The 12,932-nt window shown below is 65.8% G+C and carries 12 protein-coding genes; 9 read left to right on the top strand and 3 right to left on the bottom strand.

The genetic code is table 11. The features are described from left to right. The first annotated feature begins 123 nt into the window (after positions 1–123). The 7 genes from AC57BR_RS14625 (at position 124) to AC57BR_RS14595 (ending at position 5,843) form a co-directional block, all read left to right on the top strand. Positions 124–381, top strand: coding sequence for a DUF6458 family protein (locus AC57BR_RS14625; RefSeq protein ID WP_496361760.1), 258 nt, complete (start codon positions 124–126; stop codon positions 379–381). 231 nt (positions 382–612) lie between these two features. Beyond that, on the top strand, positions 613–1,419 hold the full coding sequence (locus tag AC57BR_RS14620; protein ID WP_496361758.1) for a DeoR/GlpR family DNA-binding transcription regulator: 807 nt from the start codon (positions 613–615) through the stop codon (positions 1,417–1,419). Continuing rightward, positions 1,416–2,414, top strand: a complete 999-nt coding sequence (locus AC57BR_RS14615; protein WP_496361756.1) for a 1-phosphofructokinase family hexose kinase — start codon at positions 1,416–1,418, stop codon at positions 2,412–2,414. The genes AC57BR_RS14620 and AC57BR_RS14615 overlap by 4 nt, the downstream gene beginning before the upstream one ends. A gap of 2 nt (positions 2,415–2,416) precedes the next feature. Then, positions 2,417–4,459: a PTS fructose transporter subunit IIABC gene (locus tag AC57BR_RS14610; RefSeq protein WP_496361754.1), complete on the top strand. Its 2,043-nt coding sequence runs from the start codon at positions 2,417–2,419 to the stop codon at positions 4,457–4,459. Between the two features lie 51 nt (positions 4,460–4,510). Then, the gene (locus AC57BR_RS14605) at positions 4,511–4,789 is read left to right on the top strand and encodes an HPr family phosphocarrier protein (RefSeq protein WP_314193380.1); all 279 of its coding nucleotides are present in this window, start codon (positions 4,511–4,513) and stop codon (positions 4,787–4,789) included. Between the two features lie 254 nt (positions 4,790–5,043). Beyond that, positions 5,044–5,523 (top strand): SRPBCC family protein, encoded by a 480-nt coding sequence (locus AC57BR_RS14600; RefSeq protein WP_496361751.1) that lies wholly within the window; start codon positions 5,044–5,046, stop codon positions 5,521–5,523. A 53-nt stretch (positions 5,524–5,576) separates the two neighbouring features. Then, on the top strand, positions 5,577–5,843 hold the full coding sequence (locus tag AC57BR_RS14595) for a DUF7218 family protein (protein ID WP_496361749.1): 267 nt from the start codon (positions 5,577–5,579) through the stop codon (positions 5,841–5,843). Positions 5,844–5,883: 40 nt separating this feature from the next. Here the strand turns inward: AC57BR_RS14595 and ku are convergent, their stop codons facing one another. Next, complete coding sequence (ku, locus tag AC57BR_RS14590) at positions 5,884–7,038, bottom strand: non-homologous end joining protein Ku (RefSeq protein WP_496361747.1); 1,155 nt, start codon at positions 7,036–7,038, stop codon at positions 5,884–5,886. Between the two features lie 40 nt (positions 7,039–7,078). Between ku and AC57BR_RS14585 the strand changes: the two genes are divergently transcribed. After that, positions 7,079–9,718, top strand: a complete 2,640-nt coding sequence (locus AC57BR_RS14585) for an ATP-dependent DNA ligase (protein WP_496361745.1) — start codon at positions 7,079–7,081, stop codon at positions 9,716–9,718. A gap of 83 nt (positions 9,719–9,801) precedes the next feature. Here the strand turns inward: AC57BR_RS14585 and AC57BR_RS14580 are convergent, their stop codons facing one another. Together AC57BR_RS14580 and AC57BR_RS14575 are read right to left on the bottom strand one after the other, a co-directional pair. Further along, positions 9,802–10,062, bottom strand: a complete 261-nt coding sequence (locus tag AC57BR_RS14580) for a hypothetical protein (protein WP_496361743.1) — start codon at positions 10,060–10,062, stop codon at positions 9,802–9,804. A gap of 226 nt (positions 10,063–10,288) precedes the next feature. Next, the gene (locus tag AC57BR_RS14575; RefSeq protein WP_496361741.1) at positions 10,289–10,795 is read right to left on the bottom strand and encodes a hypothetical protein; all 507 of its coding nucleotides are present in this window, start codon (positions 10,793–10,795) and stop codon (positions 10,289–10,291) included. A 455-nt stretch (positions 10,796–11,250) separates the two neighbouring features. On the opposite strand from AC57BR_RS14575, the gene AC57BR_RS14570 reads away from it, so the two are divergent. Next, positions 11,251–12,873, top strand: a complete 1,623-nt coding sequence (locus AC57BR_RS14570) for an MFS transporter (RefSeq protein ID WP_496361739.1) — start codon at positions 11,251–11,253, stop codon at positions 12,871–12,873. Positions 12,874–12,932: the final 59 nt, after the last annotated feature.

The following is a 12,932-nucleotide window of genomic DNA, read 5'->3' as shown; positions in this document are numbered from 1 at the left end:
GATTTGATTGAAACGGGGGTTACCCGGATGTAGCCTGACGCTTGACAGCATGCTTAGCAAGTGACGCACGACAAAACGTAAGTACCCAAGTTACGAGAAGTCCGCGAACGCAAGGAGCAAGTCATGAGAATCGGTTCCGCCATCTTCCTCATCGCCCTGGGCGCCATCCTCGCCTGGGCCATCACACCAGGCCTTATCCCCAACGTGGATCAGACCCTGATCGGGTACATCCTGATGGCGGTTGGGGTTATCGGCCTCATCGCCTCGCTGGTCGTCGCCTCCCCCGGCAGGAGCCGCCGCATCAGCGAAACACGCTCGGTTGTTGACCCCAACACCGGCGAGAGGATCACCCGGAACGAAAGCCGCGACGGCGGCCTCTAGTGTGACAGCGAAAACGAACGGGCAGCCGTGAAGCCAGCAGCATGGCCGGACCGGACCTTCGGGTCAGGTCCGGCCATTTTGGTTTTCTGTTGTTTTTTCGTTGACAAACCAACAAGAACGAAGATAAAGTCAAGTACTTGCAGATTTGTGACAGCGGTCACTGATCGGCAAATGGACCGGCTTAAGGGCAGCGCAGACGCACTGCAGCAGTAACTACGCAATGGAGGGTATGTGTTTGCCGAGGAGCGTCAGCAGCAGATCGCCGGGCTCGTGGCAGCCAGCGGCCGCGCCAGCGTGACCGACCTCGCTGAGCGCTTCCGCATCACCACCGAGACTGTCCGCCGGGACCTCGCCGCCCTGGAATCAGCCGGCACGGTGCGCCGCGTGCACGGCGGGGCCGTGTCCGCAGACCGCTTCAGCACCACGGAGGAGAGCATCCTCGAACGGACAATCCAGCGGCAAGCGCAGAAGCTCCGCATCGCCGAGGCCGCCCTTGACTTCCTTCCGAAGGGCCCCTCCAGCAGCATCCTCCTCGACGCCGGTTCCACCACCGAAGTCCTCGCCGACCTCCTCGCCCGCCGAGGCGCCGCAGCTCCGGCCAAACCGGCCGATCCGGCCCAGGAACTCCTTGTCATCACCCATGCCGTTCCCATCGCCGCCAAGCTCGCAAGCACACCCGGCATCGCCCTTCAGATTCTCGGCGGCCGGGTCCGCGGACTCACGCAGGCCGCGGTGGGCCAGGGCACCGTGGAAGCCGCCGGCAAGCTGCGTCCGGATATCGCTTTTGTGGGGACCAACGGCATCCACGCAAGGTTCGGGCTCAGCACACCAGACTCAGAAGAAGCCGCAGTCAAGGCTGCCTTCGTCCACTCGGCACGCCGCATCGTGGTGCTGGCCGATTCGTCCAAGCTGGATGCGGAAACGCTCGTCCAGTTCGCCTCGTTGAAAGATCTGGATACCGTGATCACTGACCGCAAACCCAGTTCGGAACTAGCCGCGGCCCTCGCCGAGGCCGGCGTGGAGGTGGTAGTCGCATGATTGTCACCCTCACAGCCAACCCAAGCCTGGACCGGACGGTTGCACTGCCCGGCCCGCTCGAGCGGGGCGAGGTCCAGCGCGCGGTGTCCGTCCGCCAGGAATCCGGCGGCAAGGGAGTGAACGTTTCCCGCGCCCTCGTAACTTCCGGACTTGAGACACTTGCGGTGCTGCCCGGCGGAGAGTCAGATCCCGTCCTTGCGGGTCTGCGGGATGCCAAGGTGCCTTTCGCGGCGCTGCCCATCCACGAACCGCTGCGCACCAATGTGGCGCTCACCGAGCCCGGCGGCGTCACCACCAAGATCAACGAGCCGGGACCGGTCCTCAGCGAAGAAGCGCAGGAGGCCCTCATCGACCTCCTCCTGGAACGCTCGCAGGGCGCCAGCTGGGTGGTCCTGGCGGGTTCGCTTCCGCCCGGCGTCCCGGCTGACTTCTACGCCACGGTCACCCGGCGGCTGCGCAATGCCCACGCCGGGGCCGGCGTTCCAATGATTGCCGTCGACTCCTCCGGCGCTCCGCTGGCAGCGGCCGTCGCCGGCGATGCAACCCAAGCGGCGTCCGGAAAACCGGACCTGCTCAAACCCAATGCCGAGGAGCTGGCCGAACTGGCCGCAGCAGCAGGTTTTGCCTCGGCGAGCACGGCTGAGGAACTCGAAGCGGATCCGGAGGCTGCCGCCGCGGCAGCTGCCGCCGTCGTGCGTTCCGGTGTGGGGGCCGTGTTGGCAACGCTCGGTTCAAAGGGCGCTGTCCTCGTGACGGCCGACGGCGCGTGGCTCGCCACGCACCCGCCGGTCACCGCAGTCAGTACGGTCGGCGCCGGAGACTCGTCGCTTGCCGGATATCTGCTGGCCGCCAGCCAGGGCGCTGCCCCCGCTGACTGCCTCCGCCAGGCTGTGGCGCATGGCGCCGCCGCCGCTTCCCTGCCGGGCTCCACCGTCCCGGCAGTCCACCAAACAACCCCCGACGCCGTAACCATCACGGCCCTCCGGAAGGATTGACAGTGACTCAGCTCATCACCGCGGACCTGGTCGAGCTCGACCAGAACCTGGGCAATTCGCCCGAGGACGTGATCCGGCACCTGGCCGGCCGGGTAGCCGCAAACGGACGTGCCAGCGAAGTTGAAGGCCTCTTCACCGATGCCTTCGCCCGCGAGCAGAAGACCGCCACCGGCGTTCCCGGCGGCATCGCCATCCCGCACTGCCGCTCGGCCGCCGTGACCGAACCGACCCTCGCCATGGCACGCCTGTCCCAGCCCGTCGACTTCGGCGCCAAGGACGGTCCCGCCGACCTCATCTTCTTCATCGCTGCACCGGCCGGCGCCGACCAGGAGCACCTCAAGCTGCTGTCCAAGCTCGCCCGCTCGCTCATCAAAAAGGACTTCACCGGCGCCCTCCGCGCGGCCACGTCCCGGGAAGAAATCGTGGAGCTCGTGGACACCGCCCTGGCGGACAAGCCGGCTGCTCCCGCCCCCGCAGCAGCGGCCCCCGCTGCTGCCGGCGCCGCTACAGCCGGCGCTGCTTCCGGTGACGCTGCTGCCAGTGGACCGCGGCGCCTCGTCGCCGTCACGGCCTGCCCCACCGGCATCGCCCACACCTACATGGCCGCGGACTCCCTCGTGGCCGCAGCCCAGGAAATGGGCGTGGACCTGCAGGTTGAGACCCAGGGCTCCTCCGGCGCCAAGCCGCTGGACCCGGCAGTCATTGCCGCAGCCGATGCGGTGATCTTCGCCGTAGACGTGGACGTGCGCGGCAAGGAGCGCTTCGCCGGCAAGCCCGTCATCAACGCGCCGGTCAAGCGCGGCATCGACGAGCCCGCCAAGATGGTCCAGGAAGCACTCGCGGCGGCAGAGAACCCGCACGCCCGCCGCGTTCCGCACTTCGGCGCAGAGGAGCAGGCCGAGGCAGAAGCCGCGGAAAAGGGCGAGCACATCGGCCAGAAACTGAAGAAGGCGCTCCTCACCGGCGTCAGCTACATGATCCCGTTCGTGGCCGGTGGCGGCCTGCTGATCGCGCTGGGCTTCCTGCTGGCCGGTTTCGACATCGCCCTGGGCACCAAGGCCAACGACATCCTGGCCAACAACTCCCTGGTCAACCTTCCCGACGGCAACCTCGCCCTGTACCTCGGAACCGTCTTCTTCAAGATCGGTGCCCTGTCCATGGGCTTCCTGGTTCCCGCCCTCGCCGGCTACATTGCCTACGCAATCGCCGACCGTCCGGGTATTGCACCGGGCTTCGTTGCCGGTGCCGTCTCCGGCTTCATGGGCGCCGGCTTCCTCGGCGGCATCGTCGGCGGCCTGCTCGCCGGCTACATCGCCCACCTGATCGGAACATGGTCAGTGCCGCGCTGGCTCCGTGGCCTGATGCCCGTCGTCATCATTCCCTTGCTGGCCTCCATCATCGCCTCCGGCGCGATGTTCCTGTTCCTCGGCGGACCGATTGCCGGCCTCACCACCGCACTGAACACCTGGCTCTCGGGCATGTCCGGCGCTTCGGCCATCGTTCTGGGCATCATCCTCGGCCTCATGATGTGCTTCGACCTCGGCGGCCCCGTGAACAAGGTGGCCTACGCCTTCGCCGTCGCCGGCCTGGGTGCCGGCAGCGCCACCAACCAGGCACCCTGGCAGATCATGGCCACCGTGATGGCCGCCGGCATGGTGCCACCGCTGGCGATGGCCCTGGCCACCGTCCTGGACAAGAAGCTCTTCAGCCTGGCCGAGCGCGAAAACGGCAAGGCCGCCTGGCTGCTGGGCGCCTCCTTTATCTCCGAGGGTGCAATTCCTTTCGCGGCGGCAGACCCGCTCCGCGTCATCCCGGCCAGCATGGTCGGCGGCGCTGTCACCGGCGCGCTCACCATGGCCTTCGGCGTCACGTCACAGGCACCGCACGGCGGGATCTTCGTGTTCTTCGCCATCGGCAACGTGCTGATGTTCATCGTGTCCATCCTGGCCGGAACCGTGGTGGCGGCGTTCATCGTGGTTACCCTCAAACGCTGGGCTGCCCGCAAGGCCGTTGATACGGTGGAAACCGTTCCCGTAACTGTCTGATCCCGCTGTCCTTCAGCACTACAACCCACACTGCAATTGCAAGGAGCAGAAATGTCCGAACGTACCGCAACCGTCGCCAGCCGCGTAGGCCTGCATGCCCGTCCTGCCGCCATCTTCGCCGAGGCTGCTGGCGAGTTTGACCTCGACATCACCATCGCCCGCGAAGGGGAGCCTGCCGACGAGGCCATGGACGCCGCCAGCATCCTTTCCCTCATGAGCCTTGGCGCATCGCACGGGGACGTTGTGGTGCTCCGGGCCGAGGGTGATGGCGCCGACGCCGCCCTCGAACGCCTGGTCCAGATCCTGGAAACGGATCACGACGCCGAGTAGTCACCGCGCGCTTTACGGCCGGCCTCTGCTGCAGCTCCCGTTTCCGGGGCCGCGGCGGAGGCCGGCCGTTGCCGTTTCCGGATAGTTTTGCCGCGGCGCATGATCGTGGCGGGCATCGCACCTGATCAGCGGCCGTTCAGCATAAGTAAGCAACCTTAGTAGTTTCTTGTTTTTGATTCTGCGCCCCACTAGCTTGGAACTGTGGCCAGCCATTCGAATGCCCCGGAACTCCCGGGCTGAAGGAGGATGACAGAGTGGAAACCTTGCAGGAAAGCGTGGACGTCGAGGTACCAGTCAGCACGGCCTACAACCAGTGGACACAGTTCGAATCGTTTCCCCGTTTCATGAAGGGCGTCGAGTCCGTCGAACAGATCGACGAAACCTCCCTCCATTTCCGCACCAGCGTTGCGGGCGTCAGGCGCGAATACGACGCACAGATCCTGGAACAGACGCCGGACCGGTGCATCGCCTGGGTCAGCAAGGACAAGCCCCGCAACGCCGGCAGAGTCACGTTCGAGAACCTGGGCGAGGACCTCTGCCGCGTGAACGTGGAACTCGAATGGGAGCCGGAGAGCCTGCTGGAAAGGGCTGGAGCCGCCGCCCACGTTGATGAGCAGCAGGTGTCCTCCGACCTGGTGCGGTTCAAGGAGTTCATCGAAACCCGGGGCATCGAGACGGGCGCCTGGCGTGCCGCGGTGGACCGGGGCGAAGTAGACAGTCCGGGAGCCCACTGACCTGATCCACCGACCGTTACCTTATGGCCGATCGTTACATCACGGAGGTAGCCATGCCAGGGAAGCAGAACCCTAGCCTGAAAGATCCAAAACTCTACGAGGAGCTCCGCGACGAGGGGGCCTCGAAGCAGAAGGCGGCCCGCGTCTCCAACGCGGCAGCCAAGAAGGGACGCTCCGAGGTGGGCCGCAAGGGCGGCAAGTCCGGCGACTATGAGGACTGGACCGTGGATCAGCTCAAGGCCAAAGCCAAGGAAATCGGCCTCAAGGGGTACTCAGGCAAGAAAAAGAGCGAACTCATCTCCGCGCTCAGGAATTCCTAAGCGGGTGCACGTGCAGCCGCGCCGCGGGGCGCCCGCCCTTTCAGGCGCCCTTCCGCGCGGTCTTCGCGGTGGACTTGGCAGCGGTACCGGTCTTGGAAGCGGTGCCGGTTTTGGAAGCGGTGCCGGTTTTGGAAGCGGTGCCGGTCTTGGAAGCGGTACCGGTCTTGGAAGCGGTACCGGTCTTGGAAGCGGTACTGGTCTTGGAACCAGTACTCGTCTTAGCGGCGCCGGCAGCCTTGCTACGGGTTCTGGTGGTGCCGCTCTTGGCAGTTTCAGCGTCGGAATCTTCGGCGTCCTTTTTGGCGGAGCTGCTCCGGCTGCTGCTGGCGCTGCGGCCGCCGCGCTTGGCGGGACCGGACGGCTCGTCCTCGGACGACTCGTTTTCAGACGGCTCCTGCGCGGCGGCCCCTCCCCCGCGCTTCTTGTCGAGGCTCCGTTTCAGGGCCTCCATCAGGTCGATCACTTCTCCGTTGCCACCCTCGGCCTCGGCCCCGAACGTCTCTTCAGTATCCAGCGCGTCGCCCTTTTCCAGCTTTGCCTCGATAAGCTGCCTGAGCTGGGCCTGGTAGTCGTCGGTGAACTGCTCGGGCTCGAAGTCGGAGGCCATGGACTCCACCAGTGCCGCGGACATCTCCCGTTCCTGCGCGGAGATGCGGACGGACGTGTCCAGGGCAGGGAACGAGGCTTCCCGGACTTCATCCGCCCACAGCAGCGCCTGCAGCATCAGGACGTCGTCCCGGATCCGCAGCGCACCCAGCCGGGTCTTGTCCCGCAGCGCGAACTGCACCACGGCCACGCGTTCGGTGTCCTCCAGGGCCCTGCGCAGCAGCATGTAGGCCTTGGGCGACTTGGAATCCGGCTCCAGGTAATAGCTCTTCTCGAACATGATGGGGTCGAGCTGTTCGGAGGGGACGAACTGCACCACTTCGATTTCGTGGCTGTTCTCCGCGGGAATGGACTTGAGCTCCTCCTTAGTGAGGATCACTGTCCGGCCGTCGTCCTCATAGGCCTTCTCAATGTCGGAGTAGTCAACGATCTCGCTGCAGACCTCACAGCGGCGCTGGTAGCGGATCCGGCCGCCGTCGGCGTTGTGCACCTGATGGAGGCTGATGTCGTGGTCCTCGGTGGCGCTGTAGACCTTCACCGGGACATTGACCAGCCCGAACGCGATGGCGCCTTTCCAGATGGCTCTCATGGGACAAGTCAACAGCACACAACGCCGGAGGTGAAGCCCCATGGCCGGCGGTAAGGAACGCGTGCGGGTCGGCGGCCGGGAACTGACCCTGACCAACCTCGACAAAGTGATGTATCCCGCCACCGGCACCACCAAGGCGGACGTCATCGCCTATTACGCCGCCGTGGCCCCGGTGCTGATCCCCGCCGCCAGAAACCGCCCGGCGACCCGCAAGAGGTGGGTGCACGGGGTGGGAACCGAAGCCCAGCCCGGCGAGATGTTTTTCCAGAAGAACCTGGACGAGTCGGCCCCGGGCTGGGTGCCCCGCGCCGCCATCACGCATAAGACCAACACCATCTACTATCCGCTGGTCAATGATCCGGCCACCCTCACCTGGCTGGCGCAGATCGCCTCCCTGGAGATCCATGTGCCGCAGTGGACGGTGGACTCCCACGGCAGTGCCCTGCCTCCCGACCGGCTGGTCCTGGACCTCGATCCCGGGGAGGGCGCGGGACTGCCCGAATGCGTGGAGGTGGCCAAGCTGGCCCGGACCATCCTGCAGGACGTGGGGCTCGAGCCGGTTCCGGTCACCAGCGGCAGCAAGGGGATCCACCTGTACGCGGTCCTGAACGGTACCCAAACCTCGGATGAGGTGTCAGCTTTCGCCCGTGAACTGGCCCGGGCGCTGGAGTCCGACCACCCGGACCTGGCCGTCAGTGACATGAAGAAGACCCTCAGGACGGGGAAGGTCCTGGTGGACTGGAGCCAGAACAACGCCGCCAAGACCACCATCGTTCCGTATTCGCTCCGCGGGCGCCTGCACCCCACCGTGGCGGCTCCGCGGACCTGGCGGGAGTTGAGCTCGCCGTCGCTCAAGCATCTGGACTATGAGGAGGTCATGCGCCGGGTGGCAGCCGGCAAGGACCCGTTCGCCGCGGTCAGTGCGCGCACGGGCCACCCTGGCGCCGGTCACGCTGACTCCGCCCACGCCGGAGCCGTCCAGCCTGGCCCCGGTCAGGCTGCCCACGCCGGCGCCATCCACGCCGCCCCCGAGCCGCCAAAAACAGCGGGATCGCGCGGCGGCGGGCACGCGGATCCCCGGCTGAACAAGTACCGGTCCCTGCGCGACCAAGGCAAGACACCCGAGCCATTCACCGCGGAAGAGCACCAGGCGGCAAAAGGCAACGGCCTGCCGGCGCAGGCGGGCAAGGAGATCTTCGTCATCCAGGAACACCACGCCAGCCGGCTCCACTATGACTTCCGGCTGGAGCACGAGGGTGTGCTTGTTTCCTGGGCGCTGCCAAAGGGCGTGCCGGAGTCAGGGGACAAGAACCATCTCGCGGTACAGACCGAAGACCACCCCATGGACTACGCCGATTTCGAAGGCGACATCCCCAAGGGCGAGTACGGTGCGGGCAGCGTGAGCATCTGGGACAAAGGCGTCTATGAGCTCGAAAAATGGGTCAACGGCAAGGAAGTCATCGCCACGCTCACGGGCCGTGAGGGCGGCGGGCTGGGCGGCACCCGGAGGTTTGCCCTGATCCACACCGGGAAGGGCCACGGCGAGGAGTCACAGTGGCTCATCCATCTCATGGACAGGGTTCGGGGGGCACGGAAAAAGCCGGCCGGTACCAAAGAATGGGCCAGCACCAAGGAACCGGCTGGCACCAAAGAACCGGCGGCCCCGGCCCGCCCGGCGGCTTCCAGGCCGGCGGCACCCCGAAAGGACACCCTCCAGGAAGACCCGGCGCCCATGCTCGCCTCGGCGGGCACCCCGGCGGACCTGCACGGCAGCGACTGGCTCTTCGAACTCAAATGGGACGGGATCCGTGCCCTCGTGGTGGCTGACGGCGACCGGATCAGGCTCCTGAGCCGCAACGGCAACGACATGTCGGCCAGCTATCCCGAATTCACGGACAGGAGCTGCTGGCCGCCGCAGGACTTCATCGCGGACGGCGAGATTATCGCCGTCGGGCCTTCCGGCACGCCCGACTTCGGGCTCCTGCAGGGAAGGATGAAGCTGACCAGGCCGGGCGACGTGAAACGGGCCCGTGCCGCCATCCCGGTCCGGATGATGATCTTTGACCTGCTGGCCGACGGCGGCGACGACCTGCGCAGGCTTTCTCTGCGGAAACGGCGGGAATGCCTCGCTGACTTTTTCGAGCCGTCCGACTGCCCGGTGGAACTGTCGGAGACCCTGGACGACAAGGTGGAACACATCCTGGAAAGCGCCCGCGAGCTGGGCCTGGAAGGCGTAATGGCCAAGCGCGCGGACAGCCGCTACGTGAGCGGGCAGCGGACGCACACGTGGATCAAGCTCAAGATCGAGAAGACCCAGGAAGTGGTGGTGGGCGGCTGGCGTCCCGGCAGGGGCGACAGGTCCAACACCGTGGGCTCCCTCCTGGTAGGCATCCCAGAGGGCAAAGGCCTGCGGTACGTAGGCCGCGTGGGAAGCGGCTTCAGCATGCGTGAACTGGAGGAACTGCGGAAAAAGATGGAGGGGCTGGCCCGGAAGACATCGCCGTTCGACGACGTTCCCTCGGCGGACGCGGCAGACGCGCGCTGGGTGGACCCCGCCCTGGTGGGTGAGGTGACCTTCGGTGAGTGGACCGGAAGCGGCAAGCTCCGCCACCCGGTGTGGCGCGGCTGGCGGCTGGACAAGGAACCGTCGGAGGTAGTGATGGAATCCCCGCAACCTTGATGGAACAGCCCTGTCAGCCACAAAGAAACAGCCTGGCGACCCCCAATGTGGGCGTCGCCAGGCTGTTCGGTATTTTCAGCTGGTCAGGACGAGTGCGGCATCTGCGGGCGGCTGGTCCGGTGGACTGCCGTCACAGCAGCGCCCTGTCCAAGGCGGCCGGGGCTTGCGCCGTGTTCCTTGGGGTGGCGCCGTTTGCCGTTGCCATCCGGCCACTGTTTTGCCCCGCCCATTGCCGCGGTCACGGCCAGGGTCTCGGGAGTGGGCAGCGGCGGCATGTCCATCGATTCCGCCAGATGCGCAGCGACAGCCGGTTTAATGCTGCTTCCGTTGTAGGAGTCGGCCATTTGTTCTTCCTTCCGCGATGAAATGAAGTGTTCCCCATATTAGATCCGTGATTCCGCCGGTACCGGATGGCAAGGAAGCCCTGCCCCAGCAAAGGAGCATTGCGAAGCCAGAAACCTGAACAGCGGAGTTGATTGCGGCGGCGAATGCCAGAGCCGGCATTACTCGAAGATCAGTGTTCCCATGGGTCCACCTTAGGCAGAATCAGGCCGTCCGGGAAGAGACTTTTTAGTCGTCGGCCCCGGTCCGGAAGGATCCTTCCCAAACCGCCCTGGACCCTGATTCCCCGATCAGCGCCACGGCGGCTACTGCACCGCCGCAGAGCACCAGGGCAACCACGACGACGACAATCCCGGCGATGCGGGACCCGGCGGTGCCCATTCGCCGCCGCATCCCCTCTGCCTGCGTGGTGCCGTAGCGGAACCACAGCCACTGGGCCAGGGCCACGAGGAACACGCCCACCACCCACGGCAGGAGCGTCCCGGCAAGCTGCATGTGGGCATTGATCCGCGGGGTGGAATCAACACGGTCCAGGAGCCACGCGCCGGCAGCCGCTGTGACCGGCACCAGGACAAGCGCCAACAGGGCAATTAGCGGTGTGACGATCCCCAAACGCCGTCGGGCGGCGGGCCAAAGAAGGCTGAGCAGCGTGCAAAGGGCCGCCAACGGAACGAAGACCACCGTGGCGTGGACGAGCAGCACATGCATCGGCAGACCGTTGATCTCGTAGTCCATGGCGAACACCCCATCTGGAAGTTATGAACTGTCTGGAATTAACGAACTGTCTCGAAAGTCATGAAGCCTCAGCCCGGCTTCCCGGTCCAATGTTCCCGGGTCCTGAGCCGGCCCTAACCAATCAGACGAGCACCGCGGTTGAACGGTTCAATCGGCACCCGTCCGTGGCTGTTCCGGCTCGCCTGGCAGGGCCGGAATCGGCGCAGAATCGGGCCTGGAAAGCCCTGTGCGAGAAAAAGGTTTGATAACGATCGCCTCCGCCGCCGAAAATCCGCAGGATGGCGGGGCCAGATCGGCCAAAACAAATCTGATTTCAGCGCCGTTTGGCCCCCGAAACCGGGCGATCATACGGCACCCAACTCTCGAAATCCACGGAAATCCCGTAAAATTGAAGGCCTGCCCGGAGCGGGGCAGCTATAAGTCGCAAGCAAATGACCTCCACAGGAGTTGCCCAAATGCCCACAGACCGAAGCACGACCGACTCTTCAGCAGGCGCCAGGAACGCCAGCGGAACCAACCAGGCCGCACCCCAGAGTGCGAAGAAACCAAAGCTGCTCGCGCGGCGCCGGCTCAAGGTATCCGACGTTAACGTCGTCGACCAGCCCATGCTCAAGAAGGCCCTCGGCGGCACGATCGTGGGCAACACCATGGAGTGGTACGACGTCGGCGTGTTCGGCTACCTCATCACCACCATGGGGCCTGTGTTCCTGCCGGAAGCGGACAAGAGCGTGCAGACGCTGTTCCTCCTGGGCACGTTCGCTGCCACCTTCATCGCCCGCCCGCTCGGCGGCGTCGTGTTCGGCTGGCTGGGCGATAAGGTCGGCCGCCAGAAGGTCCTCGCGGCCACGCTGATGCTGATGGCGGCGAGCACCTTCGCCGTCGGCCTCCTGCCCGGCTACGCGCAAATCGGCATGTGGGCAGCGGCCCTCCTGGTGGTGCTCAAGCTCGTGCAGGGCTTCTCCACCGGCGGTGAATATGCCGGCGCCACCACCTTTGTGAGCGAGTACTCGCCTGACAAGCGCCGTGGCTTCTTTGCCAGCTTCCTGGACATGGGCAGCTACCTCGGCTTCGCCTTGGGCGCCGCGCTGGTGTCCGTGCTGCAGCTGACGCTGGGCCAGGCCGCCATGGAGGACTGGGGCTGGCGCCTGCCCTTCCTGATCGCGGGTCCCCTGGGCCTGATCGCCATCTACTTCCGGAACAAGATCGAGGAATCCCCCCAGTTCCAGGCAACCCTGGACGCCCAGGAGGAACTCGCCAAGGATGCTGCCGCCGGTGATGACGCTGCAGCAAAGGGCCCCGTGGGCATCGTCAAGGCTTACTGGCGCTCGATCATCGTGGCCATGATCCTCGTGGCAGCGGCCAACACCGCCGGCTACGCGCTGACGTCCTACATGCCCACCTACCTCACCGAGTCCAAGGGTTACGATTCCGTCCACGGCACGCTGCTCACCATCCCGGTGCTCGTGGTCATGAGCCTCTGCATTCCGCTGACCGGCAAGCTCTCTGACCGCATCGGCCGCCGCCCGGTTCTCTGGATCGGTGCCGTCAGCACCGTGGTCCTGGCCGCCCCGGCGTTCATGCTGATCGGCATCGGCAGCATCTGGTCAACCCTGGCCGGCCTGTCGCTGATCGCGTTCCCCGTGACCTTCTACGTTGCGAACCTCGCCTCGGCGCTGCCGGCGCAGTTCCCCACCGCCAGCCGCTACGGGGCCATGGGCATTGCCTACAACTTCTCCGTGGCAATCTTCGGCGGCACCACGCCGTTCATCGTGGATGCCCTCATCAACGCCACCGGCAACGACATGATGCCTGCCTACTACCTGATGGCCACCTCGGCCGTCGGTGCCGTGGCCATCTACTTCCTCAAGGAATCCGCCCAGCGCCCGCTGCCCGGCTCCATGCCCAGCGTGGACACCCCGGCAGAGGCCCGTGAACTGGTGGCCACCCAGGACGAGAACCCGCTGATCGATCTCGACGAACTGCCGTTCGAGACCGTCGATGAACTCAACAGGGACCCGGACAAGGACCTGGATAAGGACCTCGACGACGAACTGAACAAGGTGCCCGCCCGCGCCTGATGCTGCAGGCTGTTGGCGCCCAAGGCTGACGCGACTGAAGGCCCGTCCGGGCTGCCCTT

The sequence above is a fragment of the Arthrobacter sp. BGA-UO-ETr-C19 genome, from assembly GCF_059568005.1.
The sequence above is the reverse complement of the archived record's forward strand: the minus strand, read 5'-3'. Positions and strand labels throughout refer to the sequence as shown.